This is a genomic window from Pseudomonas sp. UBA2684 (assembly GCA_002354655.1).
Classification (GTDB): Bacteria; Pseudomonadota; Gammaproteobacteria; order Pseudomonadales; family Pseudomonadaceae; genus Aquipseudomonas.
In genome coordinates, this window is the sequence record DELY01000009.1 from 100245 (window position 1) to 125542 (window position 25298).

At 62.0% G+C, this 25298-nt stretch carries 22 protein-coding genes; 5 read left to right on the top strand and 17 right to left on the bottom strand.

Annotated elements, in window-relative coordinates; translation table 11 throughout:
• Positions 1-38: 38 nt before the first annotated feature.
• The 12 genes from B3M58_RS04655 to leuC all read right to left on the bottom strand — a co-directional run bounded on the left by B3M58_RS04655 (position 39) and on the right by leuC (position 13795).
• Positions 39-593: a CvpA family protein gene (locus B3M58_RS04655; protein ID WP_296217401.1), complete on the bottom strand. Its 555-nt coding sequence runs from the start codon at positions 591-593 to the stop codon at positions 39-41.
• A gap of 68 nt (positions 594-661) precedes the next feature.
• On the bottom strand, positions 662-1264 hold the full coding sequence (locus B3M58_RS04660; RefSeq protein ID WP_296217402.1) for an SPOR domain-containing protein: 603 nt from the start codon (positions 1262-1264) through the stop codon (positions 662-664).
• Positions 1248-2555 carry a bifunctional tetrahydrofolate synthase/dihydrofolate synthase gene (gene folC / locus B3M58_RS04665; RefSeq protein WP_296217403.1) on the bottom strand — a complete coding sequence of 436 codons (1308 nt, stop codon included), beginning with the start codon at positions 2553-2555 and terminating at the stop codon, positions 1248-1250. The genes B3M58_RS04660 and folC overlap by 17 nt, the downstream gene beginning before the upstream one ends.
• Complete coding sequence (gene accD / locus B3M58_RS04670; RefSeq protein ID WP_296217404.1) at positions 2552-3439, bottom strand: acetyl-CoA carboxylase, carboxyltransferase subunit beta; 888 nt, start codon at positions 3437-3439, stop codon at positions 2552-2554. Before accD ends, folC begins: the two co-directional genes overlap by 4 nt.
• Positions 3440-3659: 220 nt before the next feature.
• Positions 3660-4283: a phosphoribosylanthranilate isomerase gene (locus tag B3M58_RS04675; protein WP_296217405.1), complete on the bottom strand. Its 624-nt coding sequence runs from the start codon at positions 4281-4283 to the stop codon at positions 3660-3662.
• A 52-nt stretch (positions 4284-4335) separates the two neighbouring features.
• Positions 4336-5193 (bottom strand): tRNA pseudouridine(38-40) synthase TruA, encoded by an 858-nt coding sequence (truA, locus tag B3M58_RS04680; protein ID WP_296217406.1) that lies wholly within the window; start codon positions 5191-5193, stop codon positions 4336-4338.
• A 3-nt stretch (positions 5194-5196) separates the two neighbouring features.
• Positions 5197-8031: a FimV/HubP family polar landmark protein gene (locus B3M58_RS04685; protein ID WP_296217407.1), complete on the bottom strand. Its 2835-nt coding sequence runs from the start codon at positions 8029-8031 to the stop codon at positions 5197-5199.
• 155 nt (positions 8032-8186) lie between these two features.
• Positions 8187-9197, bottom strand: a complete 1011-nt coding sequence (locus B3M58_RS04690) for an aspartate-semialdehyde dehydrogenase (RefSeq protein ID WP_296217408.1) — start codon at positions 9195-9197, stop codon at positions 8187-8189.
• Positions 9198-9358: 161 nt separating this feature from the next.
• Positions 9359-10471 carry an aspartate-semialdehyde dehydrogenase gene (gene asd / locus B3M58_RS04695; protein WP_296217409.1) on the bottom strand — a complete coding sequence of 371 codons (1113 nt, stop codon included), beginning with the start codon at positions 10469-10471 and terminating at the stop codon, positions 9359-9361.
• A gap of 55 nt (positions 10472-10526) precedes the next feature.
• A complete protein-coding gene (gene leuB / locus B3M58_RS04700; protein ID WP_296217410.1) occupies positions 10527-11609 on the bottom strand; it encodes a 3-isopropylmalate dehydrogenase in 1083 nt (360 codons plus the stop codon).
• Between the two features lie 98 nt (positions 11610-11707).
• Complete coding sequence (gene leuD / locus B3M58_RS04705) at positions 11708-12355, bottom strand: 3-isopropylmalate dehydratase small subunit (RefSeq protein WP_296217411.1); 648 nt, start codon at positions 12353-12355, stop codon at positions 11708-11710.
• Positions 12356-12367: 12 nt separating this feature from the next.
• Positions 12368-13795 carry a 3-isopropylmalate dehydratase large subunit gene (gene leuC / locus B3M58_RS04710; RefSeq protein ID WP_296217412.1) on the bottom strand — a complete coding sequence of 476 codons (1428 nt, stop codon included), beginning with the start codon at positions 13793-13795 and terminating at the stop codon, positions 12368-12370.
• A 192-nt stretch (positions 13796-13987) separates the two neighbouring features.
• On the opposite strand from leuC, the gene B3M58_RS04715 reads away from it, so the two are divergent.
• Together B3M58_RS04715 and B3M58_RS04720 are read left to right on the top strand one after the other, a co-directional pair.
• Positions 13988-14893, top strand: coding sequence for a LysR family transcriptional regulator (locus B3M58_RS04715; protein WP_296217413.1), 906 nt, complete (start codon positions 13988-13990; stop codon positions 14891-14893).
• Between the two features lie 92 nt (positions 14894-14985).
• Positions 14986-18663: a PAS domain S-box protein gene (locus B3M58_RS04720; RefSeq protein WP_296217414.1), complete on the top strand. Its 3678-nt coding sequence runs from the start codon at positions 14986-14988 to the stop codon at positions 18661-18663.
• Positions 18664-18723: 60 nt separating this feature from the next.
• Here the strand turns inward: B3M58_RS04720 and B3M58_RS04725 are convergent, their stop codons facing one another.
• Positions 18724-18846, bottom strand: a complete 123-nt coding sequence (locus tag B3M58_RS04725; RefSeq protein WP_296217415.1) for a hypothetical protein — start codon at positions 18844-18846, stop codon at positions 18724-18726.
• A gap of 162 nt (positions 18847-19008) precedes the next feature.
• Between B3M58_RS04725 and B3M58_RS04730 the strand changes: the two genes are divergently transcribed.
• Entirely contained in the window at positions 19009-19758 is a 750-nt protein-coding gene (locus B3M58_RS04730; RefSeq protein WP_296217416.1) for an SDR family oxidoreductase, read from the top strand.
• Positions 19759-19821: 63 nt separating this feature from the next.
• Here B3M58_RS04730 and B3M58_RS04735 read toward each other — a convergent pair whose 3' ends face one another.
• Positions 19822-20796 carry a tRNA dihydrouridine synthase gene (locus tag B3M58_RS04735; protein WP_296217417.1) on the bottom strand — a complete coding sequence of 325 codons (975 nt, stop codon included), beginning with the start codon at positions 20794-20796 and terminating at the stop codon, positions 19822-19824.
• Positions 20797-20945: 149 nt separating this feature from the next.
• Between B3M58_RS04735 and B3M58_RS04740 the strand changes: the two genes are divergently transcribed.
• Positions 20946-21347: a hypothetical protein gene (locus B3M58_RS04740; RefSeq protein ID WP_296217418.1), complete on the top strand. Its 402-nt coding sequence runs from the start codon at positions 20946-20948 to the stop codon at positions 21345-21347.
• 7 nt (positions 21348-21354) lie between these two features.
• Here B3M58_RS04740 and B3M58_RS04745 read toward each other — a convergent pair whose 3' ends face one another.
• Positions 21355-21804, bottom strand: coding sequence for an acyl-CoA thioesterase (locus tag B3M58_RS04745; RefSeq protein WP_296217419.1), 450 nt, complete (start codon positions 21802-21804; stop codon positions 21355-21357).
• Between the two features lie 269 nt (positions 21805-22073).
• Between B3M58_RS04745 and B3M58_RS04750 the strand changes: the two genes are divergently transcribed.
• Positions 22074-23936, top strand: a complete 1863-nt coding sequence (locus tag B3M58_RS04750; RefSeq protein ID WP_296217420.1) for a sensor domain-containing diguanylate cyclase — start codon at positions 22074-22076, stop codon at positions 23934-23936.
• Here the strand turns inward: B3M58_RS04750 and B3M58_RS04755 are convergent.
• Complete coding sequence (locus tag B3M58_RS04755; RefSeq protein WP_296217421.1) at positions 23906-24745, bottom strand: alpha/beta fold hydrolase; 840 nt, start codon at positions 24743-24745, stop codon at positions 23906-23908. The genes B3M58_RS04750 and B3M58_RS04755 overlap by 31 nt on opposite strands.
• An 11-nt stretch (positions 24746-24756) precedes the next feature.
• Entirely contained in the window at positions 24757-25296 is a 540-nt protein-coding gene (locus B3M58_RS04760; RefSeq protein WP_296217422.1) for a TetR/AcrR family transcriptional regulator, read from the bottom strand.
• Between the last annotated feature and the right edge of the window lie 2 nt (positions 25297-25298).

The following is a 25298-nucleotide window of genomic DNA, read 5'->3' on the forward strand; positions in this document are numbered from 1 at the left end:
AACCCCTACTGAGTGAAACAGGATAATTCCGAACGCTCTTACGGCAGTTTAGGCTGCAACAGCGCGTCTTTGAACGGCAGCTCAGCGGGTGCGCTGATGCCACTGGCAAGCCACTCGCTGGACATCCCCAGAATGAGGTTTTTCGACCAGTCTGCGACCATTAAAAAGTGCGGCAGCAGCGTCGACTGCTGCCACCATGGATCTTGTTGCACCGGCGCCAGGCTGAGCAGGCCGACCAACACCACGACCAACAGGCCGCCACGGGCGGCGCCGAAGACCATGCCGAGAAAACGATCGGTACCGGACAAGCCGGTGACGCGAATCAGCTCGCCGATCAAGTAATTGATCAACGCGCCAACCAATAGAGTCAGGACAAACAGCAACGCACAGGCCGCAATCACGCGCGCCGACGGTGTTTCGATAAATTCGCTGAGGTGCTGCGACAACGCGCCGCCAAACATCCAGGCGACGACGCCGGCAATGATCCAGGTGAGCAGCGACAGGGCTTCTTTGACGAAACCACGGCTCAAGCTGATCAGACTCGATATGGCGATGATGGCGATAATCGCCCAATCAACCCAGGTGAATGCCACGATTCAGGCTACCGACGGAAAAGGCGCTGCATTTTAGCAGAGCCCTTGCCATCGAGTAAGCAGAGGATTTAGCCGCGCTCCGGCTGAAAGCGCACGATGAAGCCGTTGAGCTTCTGCTGACGATTCAACTGATCACGCAGGCGATCCGCTTCGGCGCGCTCGATCAACGGGCCGACAAACACTCGATTCATTCCGTCAACGCTACGGATGTAGGCGTTGTAGCCCTGGCTGCGCAAGGTTTTCTGCAGGGTTTCGGCACCACTGCGGCTGGACAGGCTGGCCAGCTGCACCGACCAACTGACCGGCAAGCTGTTGGCATCCAGGCGACTGGCGGGCGTTTGCGTGGGTGCCGCAACTTGCGCAGGGGGCGCGACAACAGGCTCGGCCGCAGCGACTGGCGCTTGCTCGTTAGCCGCGGCTTGGTCAGGCACAGCAGCCATGGGCTCGCTCGGCACGGGTTCTTGCGGCAAGACCTGCGGCTCGGGCACCGTCACCGGCTGCATGTCAATCTGCGGCATCGCCGGCGCTTGCGGCATGGCCGGCGCATCGACCACCACTCGGCGCAACTCGTCTTCACGCGACAGCAACATGGGCAGGAATATCACCGCCAGCGCCACCAGCACCAGGGCACCGACCATGCGCTGCTTCAATCCTTTATCCAGCAAAGCCATCCTGCACTTCCCCTTTGGCATGGCGGGCCAGCCAGTCCAGGGCCTCGGCCACGCAGTAAAAAGATCCGAACAGCAGAATTTCATCTTCTGCGGATGCCTGCACGCATTGTGCCTGCAAGGCTGTCGGCACATCGATATAGGCCGTCACCTGCGCGCCACGCTTGTGTAAATACGCCTGCAACTCGGCCGCCGGCCGCGTGCGGCTGGTTGGCAACGCAGCCACCGCCCAGTCAGCCACCTCCGCCAACAAAGGCGTGACCACGCCGGCCAGATCCTTGTCGGCCAACAAGCCGAACACGGCAAGGCGCTTGCCTCGCGGCGGCCGCGCAGCCAAGCGCTGAGCCAGGTACTCGGCAGCATGCGGATTATGCCCAACATCCAGCAGCAGCGTGAGTGACTTACCCTGCCAATTCACCGTTCTGCGATCCAGCCGCCCCGTAACCCGGGTCGCCGCGAGCGCGCGAACAATCTGCTCTTCACGCCAGGGCAGATTGAGCAAGGCATAAGCCTGCAAGGCAAGTGCGGCGTTCTCCATAGGCAAATCGAGCAGCGGCAAGCGCTCCAGGCGCAATACCTGGCCTTGCTCATTCAGCCCGTACCAGGACCAACCGTGCGCATCGATGCTCAGGTCATAATCGCGGCCCCGCAGGAAAAACGGTGCATCCAGCAAAGCCACCTGCTCCAGCAAAGGCTGCGGCGGTTCGAGGTCGCCACACAGCGCAGGCTTGCCGGAGCGAAAGATCCCGGCCTTTTCAAAGGCCACCGATTCGCGGGTGTCACCCAGCCAATCGGCATGATCGAGACCAATACTCGTCACCAGCGCCAGGTCGGCATCGATCAGATTGACCGCGTCCAAGCGCCCGCCCAAGCCGACTTCCAGCACGACGGCATCCAGGGCCGCCTGCTGAAACAGCCAAAAAGCCGCCAGAGTCCCCATCTCGAAATACGTCAGGGAGGTCTCGCCACGCGCCGCTTCCACCGCGGCGAACGCTGCGCACAACTCGGCATCGCTGGCTTCGACGCCAGCCACTTGCACCCGTTCGTTGTAACGCAGCAGGTGAGGCGAGCTGTACACGCCGACCTTAAGGCCCTGCTCTTGCAGCAGAGAGGCCAAAAACGCGCAGGTAGAACCCTTGCCGTTGGTGCCAGTAACCGTAATGACCAACGGCGCCGGCTTGCCCAATCCCAAGCCCTGCGCCACCGCCCTGGAGCGCTCCAAGCCCATATCGATGGCGCTAGGGTGCAATTGCTCCAGGTACGCCAGCCAATCGGCGAGGGAACGCTCAGTCATGCCGTTGCCGGTAGCGCAGCAGCCGGTGCAGGTCGACCCATCAACTGAGCCAACAGGCGGGCGAGACGCGGACGCAACTCTTCGCGGTGAATGATCATGTCGATAGCGCCATGCTCAAGAAGAAACTCGCTGCGCTGGAAACCTTCCGGCAGCTTCTCGCGCACGGTCTGCTCGATCACGCGCGGGCCGGCAAAACCGATCAGCGCCTTGGGCTCGGCGACGATCACGTCGCCCAGCATCGCCAGACTGGCGGAAACACCACCATAGACCGGATCGGTCAACACCGAGATGAACGGGATGCCTTCTTCGCGCAAACGCGCCAGAACGGCAGAGGTCTTGGCCATCTGCATCAAGGAAATCAGCGCTTCCTGCATGCGTGCACCACCCGACGCAGAGAAACACACGAACGGGCAACGCTGCTCCAACGCCACGTTCGCGGCACGCACGAAGCGCTCACCGACGATCGCCCCCATCGAGCCACCCATAAAGGAGAACTCAAAGGCGCAGGTCACTATCGGCATTTTTTCCAGGGTGCCGCGCATAGCGATCAATGCGTCCTTTTCGCCGGTCTGTTTCTGCGCCGCGACCAGACGATCCTTGTACTTTTTGCTATCGCGGAATTTCAGGCGATCCACCGGCTCCAGGTCGGCGCCGATTTCCTCACGCCCCTCGGCATCGAGGAAGATATCCAGGCGCGCACGCGCATCGATGCGCATGTGGTGATTGCACTTGGGGCAAACATCCAGGGTCTTTTCCAGCTCGGGCTTGTACAGCACCGCATCGCAAGACGGGCACTTGTGCCACAAGCCTTCCGGCACCGAACTCTTCTTGACCTCGGAACGCATGATCGATGGGATCAGTTTGTCTACCAACCAGTTGCTCATGCTCTTCATTCTCCAACGCTGTAGGTTCGAACAGGCGTGCGACACAAGGCCACTCAGCACATTCAAACGAATTCATGAGGACAGCTTCCGCAGGGGCCGGCACCTATAACCGGAAAAACCCGCCACCTCGACTTCGACTGCCAAAAGCCATCACCGCAGTACGTGCAACAGGTTTATGGACGGCCATGCCCACAGCGCCGTCACATCAGCGCCCGATCAGCTAACCGCCAGCCCTGACCGCCCGCGTGAATGCGCGAATCTTTTCCGCATCTTTTATGCCTTTACTCGCCTCGACCCCACCACTGACATCCACCGCATAAGGCTGCACTTGCTCGATGGCGCAGCGCACGTTATCCGGCGTCAAACCGCCCGCCAGAATGATCGGCATGTTCAAGCCGCGCGGCACCAACGACCAATCGAACGCCTCACCCGTACCACCCGGCACACCCGCGACAAAGGTATCCAGCAACACGCCAGCCGCTGCGCTATACAAGGCGATCTGCGCAGCGAGATCAACACCGGGCTGGACCCGCAGCGCCTTGATGTACGGACGCTGGAAACGCTCGCAGTCATCAGGCGTTTCATCACCGTGAAACTGCAGCAAGTCCAGCGGCACAGCATCAAGAATTGCGCTCAACTCACTACTGCTGGCATCGACAAACAAGCCAACCGTGGTAACGAACGGCGGCAATGCCGCAATGATCGCCTGCGCCTGCTGCAAGCTCACAGCACGCGGACTTTTGCCATAGAACACCAAGCCGATGGCGTCCGCACCGGCATCAGCGGCGACTAGGGCATCTTCTATGCGGGTAATTCCGCAGATCTTGCTGCGAACGACTGACAACGGGGGAATACCTCTCGCAAAGCCCGGATGGTAACAAATGACGTTCTAGGCGTCAGCCGACATCCGGCAGGCCAGAAAGGAAATGCGGCCCAAGGTAGCGCGTGGGCAGATCGAACTCGTCGGGGTAGTCGACCTGCACCAGATACAACCCGTACGGGTGCGCAGTCACGCCACCGGTACGCCGCACGCCGGCCTCCAGCACCTCGCGCGCCCACTCTACCGGTCGCTCGCCCGCACCGATGGTCATCAACACACCCGCGATATTACGCACCATGTGGTGCAAGAAGGCATTGGCGCGAATATCCAGCACGATAAACCGGCCATGCTCAAGCAACTGCAAATGATGCACGGTCTTGATCGGTGACTTGGCCTGGCATTGGCGCGCCCGGAATGCACTGAAGTCATGCGTACCGACAAATGCCCTGGCCGCTTCACGCATGCGCGCGACATCCAGCGGCCGGTGATTCCAGGTGACTTCCTCGGCCATGTGCGCGGGACGTATCTGATCGTTGTAGATCACATAGCGGTAGCGCCGGGCCATGGCGCAGAAACGCGCATCGAAATGTGCCGGCATGAGCTTTGCCCACGCCACACTGATGTCCGCCGGCAGATTCATGTTGGCGCCCATCACCCAGGCATGCATGGAACGCTCGACCGGCGTATCGAAGTGCACAACCTGGGCACTGGCATGCACCAGGGCATCGGTACGACCGGCGCAACTCAGGGTGACCGGCACACCGCCAGCGACTTTGCCCAAGGCCTTTTCCAGCGATTCCTGAATCGTCGGCACACCTGCCCGCTGGCGCTGAAAGCCACGGTAGCGTGAACCCTTGTATTCAACGCCGAGGGCGACTTTATAAAAGCCAACGGCAGCCGAGTCGGCTGCCGCTGTAGGTAGAACATCAGACATGTATCAAACCAGTTTGCCGATCAGCTCTCGCGCTTCCTGCTGCTGACCATCGTTACCTTCGGCGATCACTTCATCGAGGATGTCACGGGCACCCTCGGTATCGCCCATATCGATATACGCTCGCGCCAAATCCAGCTTGGTCGCGGTTTCATCGGTGCCGGAGAGGAAGTCGAAATCATCATCGCTATCCAGACCCGCAGTGTGCGGCGTGCTCAGCGCAACGGACTCGTCGAACTCACCCGGCTGATCCAGACTATCCGCCAATTGATCCAGCTCAGCAGTCACTTCATCGAGCTGAGCGGCAAAACTGTCACGAACCGACTCCGCTGGAGCCTCATCATTCAGCGACAGGTCGAAATCGGCCGGCAAGTCAAACTCGCTCGCGGACGCATCGCTTGGCAGATCGAGCGCCAGATCCGCCAGCTCATTGCTAATCGGGGCAGCGTTCGGCTCATCATCCAGGCTCAGCAGGAACTCATCATCCTCGGCAACTGACTTGCTTTCGCTGTCCAGATCCAGGCTGAAATCCGCCAGGTCATTGCCCAATTCCAGGCTATCGCCGGCAGCATCATCCAAACTCAAATCGAACCCCAGGTCATCGTCTTTATTGGCGAGCGGCGCAGCGGGAGCTCCCAGATCGAGATCACTGTCCAGCGACAGGCTATCCAAATCAGTCAGCGCGGCATCAGCCTGCAGATCACGATTCAGATCGGACTCCAGATCATCCAGGCTCAGGTCGAATGCATCATCATCCAGATCGCCTGCTGCCGCAGCCGGCTGACTTGGCTCATCCAGGGTCAGATCGTCAAGACTGAAACTGTCCAGGTCATCGTCAGACGCCACCGCCGCCATACCTGCCCCGACGAACGCAGCCATGGCTGGATATTTAGCTTTGAGCAAATCAGTTTCAGCGGCAGCACCGCCGATTTCACGCAGCTCGTTTTCTTGGCGGGCAAAGCCTTCGCGATCGCCCAGCTCGGCATACACTTCCATCAGTTTCAAACGCAGATCGCCGCGCTGAGGTTCGTCGTTGATGGCGTTCTGCAGTAGCTCGGCAGCCTGATTGAAACGGCCGTAGGCAATATAAATGTCCGCCTCGCCCAATGCGTCGCCCGTTTGCGCGGTCACACGCTCTTCGCTGGCCGCTGCTGTGCTGGCATGGTCATCAAGCTCCTCGGGGAAACTGTCGAAGCTATCGGACTGCAGCTGCATATCGTTATCAAAGGGGTTGTTGCCACTCTCGGCGGCCAGGCTCTCTTGTAGCTCCGCTTCTTTCAGCGCATTACGCCGCGACAACATCATCAGACCGATCAACAACACCAGCAACGCACCACCGCCGGCGATACCCAAGAGCATCGGATTGGCCAGCAAATCATCCAGGGTGTTGAGCTGCGGTTGTTCGGCAGCGGCCGGAGCAGCCGGTTTTGGCGCGACCTGAGCCGGCGCCGCTGGTTTTTCAGCAACAGCAGGAGCCGGTTCAACGGCTACAGCCGGCTCAGAGGCCGGCTGCTGGGTATTGGCTTCGGGAGCCGGGGCTGGTTTAACCGCTGGTTCCTCGCTGTAGTTGTAATCCGGCGCCTCGGCCTCCGGCGGTGTAGCCGGTGGCGCTGCCACGGGTTCCGGGGCCGGCGCCGCAGCTTTTTCAGGCTCGGCTTTCAGCGGCTCGGCGACTGGAGCAACAGCAGGCGCCTTACCTTGCGCGGCAAGATCGGCCTGTAGCTTGGCCAGTTGGTCATCTTTCAGTTGAATCAAGCGCTGCAACTTGTCGAGCTGACCTTGCAGATCACCCATGCGGCCTTTCAGCTCGTCATTCTCACGACGCGTCGAGTCCAGGCTTTCCTGGGTAACAGCCAGCTTATCTGTCAGCACCTTGCTGTCAGCGGCACCCTTATCGCTACCGCTGGTGGCTTTGCCGGTATCGGCGGAAACCAGTTTCAGGCTGTCCTGGGTTTTCACCTCGGCGGGGGCGGCGCCGACCACACTGCGTTTGGTTGCATCCAACTGACGAGCACTGGCAGCGACACTACGCCCTTCACGCCACGCCGCATTTTGCTCGGCCACTTGGGCAATGGCTTCCGCCCGAGCACGGCTATTGATTTGTTGCTCTTCTGGCAGACGCAGTACCTGGCCGCTCTTCATGCGGTTGATATTGCCGCCAATAAAGGCATCGGGATTCAGGTCCTGAATGGCCAGCATGGTCTGATGAATGCTGCCACTACCGCGCACGCGCTGAGCGATTTCCCAGAGCGTGTCATTCGCCGTAGTTTTGTATTCGTTACCCTGCAAAGCTGCGGGTGCAGCGGCAGGTGGACGCGGCGCGGGTGCGCTGGGTTGTGGGGCCGGACGCGGTGCAGGCGCCTGAGCAGCCGATGGACGCGGCGCTGGCGCGGCAACCGGCAGTTGCGGCGCGGCAGCGGCGGCAGCGGTTTGCGGCGAGTACAGCGGCGGGTCGAGCAGCAGGGTGTACTCACGCAGCAAGCGACCGTTCGGCCACAGCACCTCAACCAGGAAGTTCAGGTAAGGCTCACGCACCGGTTTGTTCGAGGTCACCCGGATGACGCTCTTGCCGTTTGGCTTGAGCACCGGGGTGAACTTCAGGTCGGTTAGAAAGTATTGGCGGTCGACGCCAGCCTTGGTGAACTCTTCAGGGGAAGCCAGGTTCGGCAGCACTTCCGTGGAGGCCAGGTCGCGCACCTCCAGCAATTCGATCTCAGCCACCAACGGCTGATTCAGCGCCGATTGCAGGGTCATTTCACCCAGCCCCAGCGCGTGCGCCATACCGGAGGACAGTGCCGAAGCAGCTGCGATTGCCAGCACCAGTTTGCGAACCCGAACCATAGCGTTATCCCTTGTTTTATCTTTTTTTCTCGGCATGCGAGAGGGTCTTGATAACTGCTGCCTGCATCCACCCGAAGGCGGTTCCCCATTCAGCAATCAACTTAGCCAGTATTGCCAAGCTCGAAAGATTCTTCAAATTTCTAGGTAAGTATCTTTTACAGATAGTGTTTTATCAATAACTCGGCTAATTGCACAGCGTTCAAGGCAGCGCCTTTTCTCACATTATCAGACGTAATCCACAAATTGAGTTCTGTCGGGTCGTCCAGTCCGCCACGGACGCGACCGACATACACCACATCCTGGCCGACGGCATCGCCTACCGCCGTCGGATAATCGCCCGGTTCGATGTATTCGAGGACGGTCGAACCCTGCAGCGCCGCACAAACAGCCGCCACCTCGACCGCATCTTCAGCCTGCAACGACACACTGATGCTGTCGCCAAAGAACACCGGCGCCTGCACACATGTGGCCGAGACCTTTAAGTCTGGCGCCGCCAGCAACGCCTTCAGCTCACTGGCCAAACGTCTCTCCAGCGCACCATGCCCGCTGCTGTCCGGGGCATCCACCTGGGCCAACAGATTAAAGGCTATTTGTTGGTCGAATAACCGCGGCTCCAGCGGACGCGCATTGAGCAGCTCGGCGGTTTGCCGCGCCAACTCGGACACCCCTTCCCGCCCGCGACTGGACACGGCCAAACACGCGGTGACCGCCAGCCGCCGCACCTTTATCTGCTCGCGCACAGCCGCCAACACCACGGCCACGGCAATGCTCGGCGCACTGGGACTGGTCAACCGATAGGGTGCGGACAGCGTTTTGAGCAGCTCAGGGTTCACTTCGGGCACAACCCGTGGCGCTTGCTCGGCGGGCAGGGCCGCGGCCAGATCGATGAGCGTGCATCCTGCGGCATGCACCTGATCGGCATAAGTACGGGTAACCGCTTCATTGGCGGCAAAGAACACCAGATTGACGCTGGCAAAGTCGAACGACTCCAGCGTGCGCACTCGCAGGTTCTTGCCCTTGAAAGACAGCGCCCGTCCAGCCGACTCGCCACTGGCCAGTAGGTGCAGGTTGCCCACCGGAAAATCGCGCTCTTCGAGCAGTTGCACGAGGGTTTCACCGACACTGCCGGTGGCGCCAATCACGGCAATATCAAAGGTACGGGTCATGAGCATGCTTCTGACGAAATAAGCCCAGCACTCTATAGGGGAGGCCCACAAATGCATAGGAGCGAGCCGGCCGGCGATCGGCCAGATGACCCATCGCGAGCAGAACTCGCTCCTATTGATTAGTGCACCCAGCGTTCAGACAAAGCTGACCGCTTGGGTTTTTAACGCTCCAGCAGAATCCGCAACATGCGGCGCAGCGGCTCGGCCGCGCCCCACAGCAGTTGGTCGCCCACGGTGAAGGCGCCGAGATACTGCGAACCCATGTTGAGTTTGCGCAGACGCCCCACTGGCACGCTCAGGGTACCCGTCACTGCTGTCGGGCCCAGCTCGCGAATGCTCGCTTCGCGCTGATTCGGCACCAACTTGACCCAAGGGTTGTGCTGGCTGATCAGCCCTTCGATGTCGGACAGCGGCACGTCTTTGTTCAGCTTGATGGTCAGCGCCTGGCTGTGGCAGCGCATGGCGCCGATGCGTACGCACAGACCATCGACCGGAATCGGGTTCTTGAACCGTCCAAGAATCTTGTTGGTCTCAGCCTGGCCCTTCCATTCTTCACGGCTCTGCCCATTCGGCAGTTCCTTGTCGATGTAAGGAATCAGGCTACCGGCCAACGGCACGCCGAAGTTGTCCACGGGGAACGACTCGCCACGCATGGCTTCAGCGACTTTACGGTCGATATCCAGAATGGCGCTGGCCGGATCGGCCAGTTCGTCCGCCACGCTGGCGTTGATCGCGCCCATTTGCTTGATCAGCTCGCGCATATTCTGCGCGCCGGCGCCGCTCGCCGCCTGATAAGTCATGGCGCTCATCCACTCGACCAGGCCGGCCTCGTAGAGACCGCCCAGAGCCATCAGCATCAGGCTGACGGTGCAGTTGCCGCCGATGTAGTTCTTGGTGCCGGCATCCAGTTGCTGATCGATCACCTTGCGGTTGACCGGGTCGAGCACGATCACCGCATCATCGGCCATTCGCAGCGACGACGCGGCGTCGATCCAGTAACCCTGCCAGCCGGCTTCGCGCAGCTTGGGGAAGACTTCGCTGGTGTAGTCGCCGCCCTGGCAGGTGAGGATCACGTCCAGACCTTTCAGCTCGTCGATGCTGTAGGCGTCCTTCAGCGGCGCGATGTCCTTGCCAATGACCGGGCCTTGGCCACCGACATTGGAGGTAGTGAAAAACACCGGTTCGATCAGATCGAAATCCCGCTCTTCCAGCATGCGCTGCATAAGCACGGAACCGACCATGCCACGCCAACCGATCAGACCTACACGTTTCATAACGACTACACCTTTATAAACAGTGCGCCGGATTCACCCCGGCGGACCTGGAAGATTACAGACTACGCAGCGCGGAGGCCACCGCATCGCCCATGGCGACGGTACCGACCTTAGTGGTGCCTTCGGACCAGATGTCGCCGGTACGCAGCCCCTGATCGAGCACCTTGCTTACCGCCAGCTCGATGGCATCGGCGACCGCGCCCTGGTTGAAGCTGTAGCGCAGCATCATTGACACCGAGAGGATGGTCGCCAGCGGATTGGCAATACCTTTGCCTGCGATATCCGGCGCCGAACCGTGGCACGGCTCGTACATACCCTTGTTGTTGGCATCCAGAGAAGCCGACGGCAGCATGCCGATGGAGCCGGTGAGCATGGAAGCTTCATCCGACAGAATGTCGCCGAACATGTTGTCGGTAACGATCACATCGAACTGCTTGGGTGCACGCACCAGCTGCATGGCGGCGTTGTCGACGTACATGTGGCTGAGCTCGACGTCCGGGTAATCCTTGGCCACTTCTTCGACCACGGCGCGCCACAGTTGACTGGAGGCGAGCACGTTGGCCTTGTCCACCGAGCACAGCTTCTTGCCGCGCACGCGGGCCATGTCGAAGCCGACACGGGCAATGCGGCGCACTTCGCTTTCGCTGTACGGCAGGGTGTCGTAGGCCATGCGCTCGCCGTTCTCCAGCACCTTGCTTTCGCGCGGCTGGCCGAAATAGATGCCGCCGGTCAGCTCGCGAACGATGAGGATGTCCAGGCCAGCGACAATTTCCGGCTTCAGGCTGGAAGCATCGGCCAGTTGCGGATAGAGGATCGCCGGACGCAGGTTGCCGAACAGGCCGAGCTGCGAACGAATCTTCAGCAGACCGCGCTCCGGGCGCACGGCCGGGTCGATGCTGTCCCACTTCGGTCCACCGACCGCACCGAGCAGGATCGCGTCGGCGGCACGCGCCCGCGCCAGGGTTTCGTCGGCCAGCGGTACGCCGTATTTGTCGTAGGCCGCGCCACCCAGTTCGTCGAAGCTCAGCTCGAAGCCCAGGTCGTACTTGTCGTTGGCCAGTTGCAGCACCTTGACCGCCTCGGCCATGATTTCCGGGCCGATGCCGTCGCCGGGGAGAACCAGAATCTGCTTGCTCATTGCATCCTCAATTTTTCGTAGGGTGGATGACGCTGTTTTCATTCACCGAAACTCCGCAAGGTGGATGGATGAAGCGCCATCCACCCTACCTTCATGTATTACTTGATCGCACCGAACAGCCACGGGCTGGTCGGCTGGTAATGGGCTTCGAAGGCCTTGATCGCGTCGGCATCCTGCAGCGTCAGGCCGATGTCGTCCAGGCCGTTGAGCAGGCAATGCTTGCGGAACGCGTCGACGTCGAAGCCGTATTGCTTGCCGTCTGGACGGGTCACGGTCTGCGCAGCCAGATCGACCGTCAGTTGGTAGCCTTCGCACGCTTCGCTTTGCTGGAACAGTTCATCCACATCGCTTTCCGCGAGGATGATCGGCAACAGGCCGTTCTTGAAGCTGTTGTTGTAGAAAATATCGGCGTAGCTCGGCGCGATGATGGCGCGGAAACCGTACTCCTCCAGCGCCCAGGGCGCGTGCTCGCGGCTCGAACCGCAGCCGAAGTTCTCACGCGCCAGCAACACGCTGGCACCCTGGTAACGCGGGAAGTTCAGCACGAAGTCAGGGTTGACCGGGCGCGTGGAGTTGTCCTGGTTCGGCTGGCCGACATCCAGGTAACGCCACTCGTCGAACAGGTTCGGGCCGAAGCCGCTGCGCTTGATCGACTTCAAGAACTGCTTGGGAATGATCTGGTCGGTGTCGACGTTGGCGCGATCCAATGGAGCGACCAGGCCGGTATGTTGGGTAAAGGCTTTCATAAGTCGCTCTCCTTAAGGCCGGATCAATTCACGCACATCGATGAAACGACCGGTCACCGCCGCTGCCGCGGCCATCGCCGGGCTGACCAGGTGAGTACGCCCACCGGCGCCCTGCCGGCCTTCGAAGTTACGGTTGGAGGTGGACGCACAATGCTCACCGCTGCCCAACTTGTCCGGGTTCATCGCCAGGCACATGGAGCAGCCTGGTTCACGCCATTCGAAACCGGCCTCGATGAAAATCTTGTCCAGGCCTTCTTTTTCCGCCTGGGCTTTCACCAACCCCGAGCCTGGGACCACCATGGCTTGCTTGATCGTCGCGGCGACCTTGCGGCCCTTGGCCACCTCGGCGGCGGCGCGCAGGTCTTCGATCCGCGAGTTGGTGCAGGAACCGATGAACACGCGATCCAGTTGGATATCGGTGATCGCCTGGTTCGCCGCCAGGCCCATGTACTTGAGTGCACGCACGATCGAGTCGCGCTTGACCGGATCGGCCTCGACCGCCGGGTCCGGGACGTTCTGATCGACCGCCAGCACCATTTCCGGCGACGTGCCCCAACTGACCTGCGGCTTAATGTCTTCGGCTTTCAGCTCGATCACGCTATCGAAATGCGCGTCGGCATCCGAGACCAGACCTTTCCACTGCTCAACCGCCTTGGCCCAATCCGCTCCCTTCGGGGAAAACGGACGACCCTCGACGTAAGCGATGGTCTTGTCGTCCACCGCCACCAACCCGACCCGGGCACCGGCCTCGATCGACATGTTGCAGATGGTCATGCGCCCTTCCAGCGACAGCTCGCGGATCGCGCTGCCAGCGAACTCCAAGGCATGGCCGTTGCCGCCGGCGGTACCGATCTTGCCGATAATCGCCAGCACGATGTCCTTGGCGGTCACGCCGAACGGCAGCGTGCCTTCGACGCGCACCTGCATATTCTTCATCTTTTTCGCCACCAGGCACTGGGTCGCCAGCACATGCTCGACCTCGGAGGTGCCGATGCCGTGGGCCAACGCACCAAAGGCGCCGTGGGTGGAGGTGTGCGAATCGCCGCAGACCACGGTCATCCCCGGCAAGGTCGCGCCCTGCTCCGGGCCGACCACGTGAACGATGCCCTGGCGGATATCGTTCATCTTGAATTCGAGAATGCCGAAGTCATCGCAGTTTTCGTCCAGGGTTTGCACCTGAATCCGCGAGACTTCATCGGCGATGGACTCCAGACCGCCCTGGCGTTCGGCCTGGGTGGTGGGCACGTTGTGGTCCGGGGTGGCGATGTTGGCGTCGATGCGCCACGGTTTGCGCCCCGCCAGACGCAGCCCTTCGAAGGCCTGTGGCGAGGTCACTTCGTGGAGGATGTGGCGATCGATGTAGATCAACGACGAGCCATCGTCGCGGCGCTTCACCTCATGCATGTCCCAGAGCTTGTCGTAGAGCGTTTTGCCGGCCATCAGCGTGTCCCTCTCATCAGCGTATTTCTATGCCTGGGCGAATAGCCCTTGGGCTTATGGGGTGATCCTATTGGCTTGGATTCAATTACTCAAATTCATATTTTTTATCCAAAGCATTCCACTTAGGAATAGAGCTAAGCTGCACGTTCACGCCGCGACATGCCATTCGTTTCCTTGCCCCCTGGAGCTACCGTGGACCTGGCCACCCTGAATGCCTTTATCGCCATTGCCGAGGTCGGCAGCTTCTCCGAAGCGGCGCAGCGCCTGCATTTGACCCAGCCGGCGGTGAGCAAACGCATCGCCAGCCTGGAACAGCAATTGAGCGTGCGCCTGTTCGACCGCCTCGGCCGCGAAGTCAACCTGACCGAGGCCGGGCGCGCCCTGCTGCCGCGCGCCTATCAAATCCTCAATGTGCTGGACGACACCCGCCGCGCCCTGAGCAACCTCAACGGCGAGGTCAGCGGCCGCCTGACACTGGCCACCAGCCACCACATCGGCTTGCACCGGTTGCCGCCATTATTACGCGCCTTTACCCGCACGCACCCGCAAGTCGCACTGGATATCCAGTTTCTCGACTCGGAAGTGGCCTATGAGGAAATCCTCCATGGCCGCGCCGAACTGGCCGTCATCACCCTGGCTCCAGAGACCCGCGAACCGGTGCGCGCCGTGCCGGTATGGGACGACCCACTGGATTTCGTTACCGCACCGGAACACCTGCTGGCACGCCAGGGCGACGTTAGCCTGGCCGACGTCGCGCGCCATCCGGCGGTATTTCCCGGCGGCAACACCTTCACCCACCACATCGTCCAACGCCTGTTCGAAGCGCAAGGGCTGACGCCGAATATCGCCATGAGCACCAATTACCTGGAAACCATCAAGATGATGGTCTCCATCGGCCTGGCCTGGAGTGTGCTGCCGCGCACCATGCTCGACGAACAAGTGGCGCGCCTGCCACTGCCAGGCATCCAGCTGTCGCGGCAACTGGGTTATATCCTGCACACCGAGCGTACGCTGTCGAACGCCGCACGGGCATTCATGCTGCTGCTCGATGCGCAACGCGACAGTCTTGCACTGGCGCCCGCGCAGAGGCTAACGTGAGTCGCATAACGATAAGAAAGGCTTTTGCATGACTCAGCCACCTCGACACCCCCAGGGCCGCTCGCGCTCATCGCATACAGGCAGGGCCGACCATGGCCAAATCCAGTAGTCGCCTGCCCCCGCTGCCGTATATTCCGGCACTCGACCCCGCAGAATTCGAAAAAACCTGGGACGATGCCCCGCGCCTGCTGGCGGCCCTCAACGGCGCGCAACTGGGCGCCTGGTACTGGGACGTGGAAAGCGGTCGGGTTAGCTGGTCGCGCGGCGCCCAGGCACTGTTCGGCCTGGACCCGAAGCTGCCGCTGCGCACCCGCATCGACTATATCGAGCTGATTCCCGAGGAAGATCGCGGCGAAGTGCTGCGTCTGTTCCACCAAGTCCTCGCTGGTACCCCGAGCACCCGCGCCTTTCGCCATCGCATCCGCTGGCCAGACGCCAGCCTGCACTGGCTGGAAATCAGCGGCAGCCTGCAACTCGACGCCGACGGCAAGTCGCGAGTGATGGGCGTGATCCGCGATATCTCCGCACAACAGGAACGTGAGCAGGCGCTGTCCAATTCCGAACAACGCTTCGCCAACCTGTTCCACCTGAGCCCGGACGTCATTCTGCTGGTGCGCTTCGAGGACGGCGTGATCACCGAAGCCAACCAGCACTTCAGCAGCACCTTCGGCTGGTCGAGCGACGAGCTGATCGGCACTTCGACCCTCGAATTGAACCTCTGGGTGCACAGCCAGCAACGCGACTACCTGCGCCGTACCGCACCGCGTACCCACGAACCGGTGATCCAGGAAGTGCAACTGCGCACCCGCGACGGGCGCATCCTCGACGGCGTGATGTCCAGCCAATACATCGAACTGGACGAACAAGCCTTCCTGCTCGCGTCGTTTCTCGACACCACCGAGCGCAAGCGCGCCGAAGCGGCCCTGCGCAACAGTGAGGAGAAATTCTCCCAGGCATTCCAGCACACCCCCGATGCGGTGGTGATCACCGAAAAAGCCAGCGGCCGCTTTATCGAGGTCAACCCCAGTTTCGAGCGGCAATTCGGCTGGAGCAGCGCCGAAACACTCGGTCGCACATCGTTGGAGATGGGTATTTGGGCCGACCTGAACGACCGCCAACGAATGATCGAAGCGGTGCAAGGGGACAGCCTGAACGAACTCGAAGTGCGCCTGTACAGCCGCGACGGCACAGTCAGCAACAACCTGCTGTTCGGCGGTGAAATCGAGCTGGACGGCCGCACCTGCCTGGTGCTGACCGTACGCAACATCACCAAGCAGCGCGCCCAGGAACGAGCCCTCAAGGACAGCCAGGAACGCCTGAGCCTGGCCCTGGAGTCCGCCGACCTCGGCACCTGGGACTGGCACATCCCCAGCAACATGCTCTTCGGTTCGCCACGTGCGTCGATGCTGCATGGCCTGGCCCGCGAACCCTTCCATGGCGACTTCCGCGAATTCTTCGGCCATGTGCCGCTGGAAGACCGCCACGCCATGCGCAATACCTATAACGAGCTGGTGCAGGGCATTCTCCAGGACTATCAAGTCACCTACCGCAGCGTCTATGCCAACGGTGAAGTGCACTACCTGGAAAGCACCGCCAAGCTCTACCGCGACGAGCAAGGCAAGCCGCAACGCATGGCCGGCATCCTCATCGACATCAGCGAGCGCGTGCTGCGCGAACAGCACCTGAAAGCCTCGGAAGAGAAATTCGTCACCCTGTTCCAGGCCAGCCCCGATCCGGTGGCACTCACCACGCTACCCGACGGCCGCGTACTGGAAATCAACTCAAGCTTCAGCCAGGCATTTGGCTGGCAACTCGACGAGATCGTTGGGCGCAGCGTGCTGGACTTCAACTTCTGGAGCAGTTTGCAAACCCGTGCCGCGCTCTACGCAAAGCTTGAGCATGAACATGGCCTGGACAACGAAGTAGCCGATTTTCTCGACAAACAGGGCCGCACCATCACCTGCGTGGTCTCCAGCCGGCCTATCGAGATAGACAAGCAGCACTGCATCCTCACCACCTTCCGCGACATCACCGACCGCCAACAAGCCGAGGCCGCACTCAAGGCCAGCCAAGAAAAGTTCTACAAGGCATTTCAGTCCAGCCCGGACGCCATCACCATCACCGTGCGCGACAGCGGCCGACACATCGAGGTCAATGAGGGCTTTACCCGCCTGACGGGTTACAGCGCCGAGGAAGTCATCGGCTGCACCTCGGCCGAGCTGAACATCTGGGCCGATGCCAGCCAGCGACAATTGCTGCTCGACACCCTGCACAGCCAAGGCCGCGTACATCGCCTGGAGCTGCTGGCGAAAAACCGTCACGGCAAGTTGTTGAATGTCGAGGTGTCGGTCGAGCAGATCGAGCTGGACGAGCAAGCCTGCCTGCTGCTGACCGCCCGCGACATCGGCGAACTGAAGGATGCTCAAGCCCAGGTTCAGCACCTGGCCTACCATGACTCGCTGACCAATCTGCCCAACCGCGCCCTGCTGATGGACCGCCTGACCCAGCAGATCGCCCTGCTCAAGCGCCACGAGCTGCGCGGCGCCCTGCTGTTCCTCGACCTCGACCACTTCAAACACATCAACGACTCGCTCGGCCACCCGGTCGGCGATGCCGTGCTCAAGCTGGTGACTGCGCGCCTGGAAGCCAGCGTGCGCCTGGAAGACACCGTGGCCCGCCTCGGCGGCGACGAGTTCGTCGTGCTGCTTTCCGGCCTTGAAGGCAAGCGCTCGGAAGTCACTCGCCAGGCACGCACCGCCGCGGAAAAGCTGCGCAAACTGCTGGCCGAGCCCATGTTGCTCGATGGCCATCGGCTGCAAGTCACCCCGAGCATCGGTATCGCCCTGATTCCCGACCACGGCGCCACTCCGGCCGACCTGCTGAAACGCGCCGACATCGCCCTGTACCGCGCGAAAGACTCGGGGCGCAACACCATCCAGTTATTTCGCAGCAGCATGCAGGAAGCCGCCAGCGAACGCCTACGCCTGGAAAACGACTTGCGCCTGGCCCTGGCCCGCGGCGAATTCGAACTGTATTTCCAACCCCAGGTGGATGCCCGCAACGGCCAGATCATCGGCGCCGAAGCCTTGCTGCGCTGGCTGCACCCAACCCTCGGTGCACAATCGCCAGCGCTGTTCATCCATGTGCTGGAAGAAAGCGGGTTGATTCTCGAAGTCGGCGGCTGGGTACTCGCCGAGGCCTGCCATGTGTGCGCACAGTTGCTCGACGAAGCGCTGATCAACGAACAGGATTTCAGCCTGTGCGTCAACATCAGCCCCCGGCAGTTTCGTCAAAATGACTTTGTCGAGCGCGTGGAAAGCAGCCTGCGCAACAGCAAAATGCCCACCGCCATGCTCAAGCTGGAAATTACCGAAGGCATCGTGATTCAGAACATCGAAGACACCATCGCCAAGATGAACCGCCTCAAACGCCTCGGCGTCAGCTTTGCGATGGACGACTTCGGTACCGGCTACTCCTCGCTGACCTACCTCAAGCGCCTGCCGGTGGACGTGCTGAAGATCGACCAATCCTTCGTCCGCGATGCCACCCACGACGCCAACGATGCGGAAATCATCCGCGCCATCGTCGCCATGGCCCGCAGCCTGGGCCTGGCGATGATCGCCGAGGGTGTCGAACAGCAAGACCAACTGGACTTCCTCGAACAGCAAGGCTGCCACCTGTACCAGGGTTACCTGTTCAGCAAACCCCTGCCGCTGGCCGAATTCCGCGCCCTGCTGGCACACACTCCGCAACGGCCACTGACCGTCTGAAACGCCAAGGGCGGCCCCCGCCTATGCAGGGGCCGCCCTGCAGGGGCCATTCGCCATGTTTTAGGGGTGCAACACACCAATCGGGACGCGCTGGGCCTCTTCCGGCACGATGCGCATGACCGACTCGAACACGTTATTGAAGCGGTCGACGTCGATTAACTGACGCAAAAACGCAGTGCTCATGATCCCGCTGCTGCGACAGGCTGCGCCACGCGCGTGCTTACGCGCGCTGCGTTGCACGGCCGGTAAAGCGCGGGACCCGACTGCGGCATTCAGCGTGATTGAAAGTACGGATACTCAAGGCGATTTCAAACGCCTGAAAATTTTCTTACCGGGAGAGCCGCGATGCATAACAAGGTCATGCTGATCACCGGCGCCAGCCGTGGCATCGGCGCCGCCACCGCCCGCCTGGCCGCCAGCCAGGGCTATGCCGTGTGCCTGAACTACCGCCAGCAACGCAGCGCGGCCGAAGCGCTGGCCGCGGAAATCGTCGCCGCCGGCGGCCAGGCCATCGCCGTGCAGGCCGACGTCGCCGACGAGGCCCAGGTGCTGCGCTTGTTCGCCAGCGTTGAGCAACACTTCGCGCGCCTCGATGTGCTGGTCAACAACGCCGGCATGCTGGAGCCACAGATGTGCCTGGAGCAGATGGACATCGCCCGCTGGCAACGGGTGTTCGCAACCAATGTGTTCGGCAGCTTCATGTGTGCCCGCGAGGCGGTGAAACGCATGTCGACCGCGCACGGCGGGCGCGGCGGCGCCATCGTCAACGTCTCCTCAATCGCCGCCCGCCTCGGTGCGCCGGGCGAATACATCGATTATGCGGCGGCCAAAGGCGCCATCGACAGCCTGACCATAGGTCTGGCCAAGGAAGTGGCCGCCGTCGGCATCCGCGTCAACGCCGTGCGCCCCGGAGTGATCGACACCGAGATTCACGCCAGCGGCGGCGAGCCGGCGCGCGTGGCACGGGTCAGTCAGAACGTGCCCATGGGCCGTGGCGGCCGCGCCGAGGAGGTGGCCGCCGCGATTCTCTGGCTGGCCAGCGAACAGGCCTCTTACACCAGCGGCGCGTTGCTCGACGTCGGCGGCGGGCGCTGACACAGCCGCTGGCACCCATAGGGTGAACATGGCGCAGCCTTGTCCAGCAAAGGCCCTTACCGCTCAGGCAATCGATAAGCGCTGGGGCACGGGAAATTCGATTCCCAGCAGCGCATCAATGCGCTCGCAGTCGTTCTCGCGACGCAGCAGGTTGAACAATGCCGTCGCCTCGGGGTAGCTGCGCGTCAGCATCGCCAGCCACTGCTTCAGTCGCCCCGGCGCGTAGCGAGGCGACATCTTGCGCCGCGCCTGCAACCAGAAATCGGCCAGCAGCGGTTGCAGTGCCAGCCAGTCCATCGGCGCCAATACCTGCCCGGCGCGCGCCGCTGCGATCTGCCGCGCCAGGTCCGGCCGCGCCACCAGGCCACGGCCGAGCATGATGTTCTCGACGCCACTGACCTCCCGACAGCGCTGCCAGTCGTCGAGTGTCCACACCTCGCCATTGGCGAACACCGGCACCCTGACGGCTTCTTGCACCCGCGCCACCCATTCCCAGTGCGCCGGCGGCTTATAGCCCTCCACCTTGGTCCGTGCGTGCACGACGATCTGCGCCACACCGCCTTCGGCCAATGCCTCGGCGCACTCCAGGGCGTAATCCTTGTGATCGAAGCCCAGGCGCATTTTCGCCGTCACGGCAATCGCCGCAGGCACCGTGCGACGCACCTCGCGGACGATGGCGTGGAGCAGCTCAGGCTCTTTGAGCAGCACCGCGCCGCCCCGCGACTTGTTCACCGTCTTGGCCGGGCAGCCGAAGTTGAGGTCGATCACCGGCGCCCCCAGGGTGCAGGCAAACGCCGCGTTATCCGCCAGGCACTGCGGATCGGAGCCGAGAAACTGCACGCGCACAGGCGTTCCGGCGGCGGTCTGGGCGGCGCTGAACAACTCGGGGGCGAGTTTCTCGTAGGTCGATGCGGGCAATACCCGCTCGGTGACCCGAATGAATTCGGTCACGCACCAGTCGATGCCACCCACCCGGGTCAACACATCGCGCAGGATTTCGTCGACCAACCCCTCCATGGGCGCTAGGGCGATTTGCATAGACAGGCTCTCGGAAAAACGGCGCGTAGTGTACGCGGCGCAGCACGTTGGATGAAGCGTCCGCCATCGCCTGTCAGCCGCAACAGGGAACGCACACCGGCTGATGGCAGTCAACACTGGCACAGACCACTACGCCATGGCGGCCCGCAATGCCCATCCTGCGATTACTCGGCAGCCTGTTCGTGAGCCTCGGCCTGGGCGGCGCCATGAGCCACGCCGCGTCGGCGCTGCCTGCTACGCCAAGTCTGCAAACCGAGCCCGCAGGCATGGCCCGGTTGATTATCAGCCGAGACCGTACGGCCCCGAATGCCTGTGATGTGGAGTTGAGCCTGGGCGCGCAACTGGTTGCACAACTGCCGGTCGGCGAATCGGTGACTCTGCAAGTGCCGGCTGGCGAACTGACCCTCGGTGTAGCCCTGTCACGTGCCGGCTACTGCGCTGAAATCGACCTAGCCAGCAGCCAGTCGATACTGATTAGCGCGGGCGAAACCCGTCGCTATCAGGTGATGCTCAGCGACGAGGCGCTGTTCCTCGCCCCTCGGCTGGAATGAGCAGCGCTTATAACTCCAGAGGATATGGCGGCTGCAGCGCACGCCCGTAGCCCTCGACAAACTCGACCGGCATGCGCTTGGGCTTGCCAGTGGACAGTTCGATGCAGACAAACGTGGTTTTAGCCCGCAGCAGGGTCATACCATCCTCCGGACGCACCAACTGAAAACGCCGATCCATCTTCAAGCGCTGGTCGGACTCGACAATCCAGGTGGCCATTTGCAGCGCCTGGTCTTCATAGGCGCTGGCCAGGTAATCGATCTCGTGGCGCAGCACGGCCATGGCGCGGTCAAGCCGTCGGTATTCGACCAGATCGAGCCCCAGGTACTGCGAATGGCGCCAGGCGCAGCGCTCCAACCAACTGACATAGACCGCGTTATTGGCGTGACCGAGGCCGTCGATATCGTCAGCGCTGACGTTGATGTCGATGACAAACGGATTGGCAATATCCCAATTCATGCATGCTGCTCCAGGCGGCCGGTCAATGGGCGAAGTACGCCGCCAACCGGCGTAGGCGATCCCGCAGGCGCAACGTTACTCGGCGCACCGCTCGAAGGGCCATTCTAGGCGCTAATAGCCTGTCACTCCATGAGCCAGGACTGTCGAAATCGCCACGCGAACACATTTGCTTATAGTCACGAACCACTACGCTATCGGTATGTCATGAGGGCGCGTAATAATGCCCCCCCTGCAACGTCATCACCTGAACACTCCCGAGAGCCTAGCGCTTGATTGCCGTATTCCGCGCGCTGTTATTGGTATTGCTGCCTGCACTGAGCCAAGCGCAGGTTTTGTCGTTGCCGGCGACCGACGATACGCTGCTGCCCGGCCCCTTTATGCAGGTCTGGCAGGACCCCGCCGGCCGGGCTGACATCGACACGGTGCGCGCCCTGCCAGCGACGGCCTGGCAGTCGGTCGGGCGCCGCGACGCGAGCTTCGGCTACAGCGGCAGCGCCTATTGGTTGCGCCTGACGCTGCACAACCCGCAACCGCGCACCATGAACTGGGTCATGCTGATCGGCAATCCGCTGCTCGATCACCTGGAGGCTTACGGCCTGGACGGTGACCGCGTTTACCGCGCCGGCGACCAGCACCCCTTCGACGCGCGCTGGATCGAGCACCGCCAGTTGCTGCTACCCGTGCAACTCGCCGCCGGGGAAAACCGTGAACTGATCCTGCGCATGCAGACCAACGGCTCGGCCAACCTCAGTGCCAGCCTGATGACGGCCGAGGCCTTCGCCCACACCGAACAGCGCATGCTCCTGCTGCAAGGCCTGTTCTTCGGCGCATTGGCGGTGATGATCGTTTACAACCTGTCGATCTTCCTCATCACCCGCGACCGCAACTACCTCTGGTACAGCTTGTTCGTCGCCAGTTTCAGCCTCTATCAGTTCATTCAGCTGGGCTTTGCCCTGCAGTGGCTGTGGCCGCAATCGCTAGGCTGGCACCAGCTGAGTTTCCCCCTCAGCTCGGCCGTGGCCACCTTGTTCGGCATTCTGTTCACCTACGGCGTGCTTGACCTCAGGAACGGGCCCGCCTTCTACACCTGGATCGTCCGCCTGCTCCTCGGCTGCACCCTGCTGGTGATTGGCCTGGCATTGCTCGGCCCTTATAAAGTGGCACTGCTCGGCAGCTTTGCCCTGGTCATCGCCTGTGCGGCCTTCGCCTGCCTGTTCACCCTGCTGCGTTGGCGGGCGGGCTATCAACCCGCGCGGCTATTTGCCATCGGCTGGTTCGTGCTGATCGGCGCCAGCCTGTTCAGCATCCTCAGTGGCACCGGCCTTATTGCCTATTCGCTGATGACACTGCACGCCCAGCAGATTGGTGGCCTGATCGAGCTGGTGGTCTTCTCCATCGCCCTGGCCGCACGCATCCGCCAGGCCCAGGCCGCCCAGCAACAAGCCCAGGCGCGTCTGTTTGTCCAGGAACACCAGTTGCGCCTGGAGCAGGCCAAGAGCCTGGACTTGCAAAAGCAGGTCAACGAAGGCCTGGAGATCCGCGTCAAACAACGCACCGCCGCCCTGGAGCAAGCCCTCAAGGAACTTTCCAGCGCCAATCGGCAACTCTCGGAGCTGAACCGCCGCGACAGCCTTACCGGGCTGTTCAACCGCCAGACCCTGAGCGAAGAACTTGATCGCGCCACGGCACGCGCAGAGCGCAGTCGGCATCCGCTGGCCATCCTGATGATGGACCTGGACTACTTCAAACAGGTCAACGACCAGTATGGCCATCTGGCCGGCGATGTTTGCCTGTATCACGCGGCCCAGCGCATGCAGCAACGCCTGCGCAGCGGCGATCTGCTGGCACGCTTCGGCGGTGAAGAATTTGTCGCCGTGCTGAGCGATACCGATCTGGCAGGCGCCCGCGACCTAGCGCAACAGCTGTGCGCCGACCTGGCACAAACCCCCTGCGGCTACGAAGGACAGAGCATCCAGCTGAGCCTGAGCATCGGCATCAGCAGTGGCATTCCCGGCGCCGGCCTGGACAGCGCACAGCTGCTGCGCCAGGCCGACCAGGCCCTTTACCGGGCCAAGGGTGCCGGCCGTAATCGCGTGGAAAGCTACGAGGCCAGCGCACTCGATGGGGTATGACGCACCTCCCCAAGCAACTGCAGCACCGCTTGCAGCAAACGCGGATCGGCCAGAACCCGCTGATGACCGCCCTGCTCCAAACGCAGCAATTGGCTATCGAACCACGCCTCGTGAATGGCCTCGGCTTCGCTGAACGGCACCAGCGGATCATCCACCGCGTGTACGATCAAACCGGGAAAATCCAGCTGATAACGCGTCACGTCGAGTTGCCCCGCGGGCATACCGGCTTTCTCTTCGACCAACCGCACAAAATGCGCCCGCGCTTGGGCCGGCAGCCCCATATAACGGGCGAATCGCCGCAGCATGGTGAGAATCCGGCTCGGCGCGGCGATGCTTATCAGCGCCTCGGTGCGCAAACCCAGCTGCGTCGCCAGCAACGCACTGGCGCCGCCCATTGAGTGACCGATCACCGCTTTGAGCGGCGGCAATTCGCTGGCCGCCTCAAGCAGCGCGCGGGCGAACAGCACCACATTCGCCTCTCGCCCCGGCGAGCGGCCATGCGCCGGCGCATCCAACGCCACTACGCCATACCCCGCCTGCACCAAGGCCTTGATCAATTCGGCGAACTGCGTCGGCCGCCCTTCCCAGCCATGCATCAGCAGCACCGCCGGGCCACTGCCCCAGCGCAGCGCCGAGAGCCCAAAGCGCAAGGTGACGCGCTCGGCCTGCGCCAACAACGGCAGCTCCCAATCACGCGGCGGCAGCTCACGCGGGGTCATGAACTCGCGGCGCAGCTTGCTCGCCACATGTTGAGGCGCTACCCAGCCCACAGTTGCATTGAAGCCACGCACCCAATTCATGCTGTTCATCGTCACTCTCCTCACACGATTGCCGACTTGGCGGCACGCAAGACGCGGTCGGACAACTCACCAGGACCCAGCGCCCGCGCCAGCGCCAGCCCTCCTACCATCAAGGCAATATCGGCGAGCACGCTGGTGGTCTCTTCGGGGCTCGCCGCCAGCTGCGCCATCATCAATTCCAAGTGTTCGGCCAAAGCCGTGCGAAACCCCTCGGGCAACCGCGCCAACTCGCTCAGCGAACTGGGCAATGGGCAGGCCTGCTCAGTCGCATCGCGGTGCTTACGCGACAGGTAAAACGCCGCCAGCAATGCGCGGCGCTCGTCGGCCGGCAACGCGTTATCCATCTGCTGGATCAACTCGCGGCGCTGGCCGAGCAACTGCTTGAATGCCTCCAGCATCAGCGCATCCTTGCTCTCGAAGTGCGCATAGAAACCGCCCACTGTCAGCCCGGCAGCGCCCATCACCTCACCGACGCTCGGCTCGGCGGGACCGCGCTTGACCAAGGCCGAGCTGGCGGCGGAGAGAATGCGTTCGCGGGTCTGGGTTTTCTTGGCGTTCATGC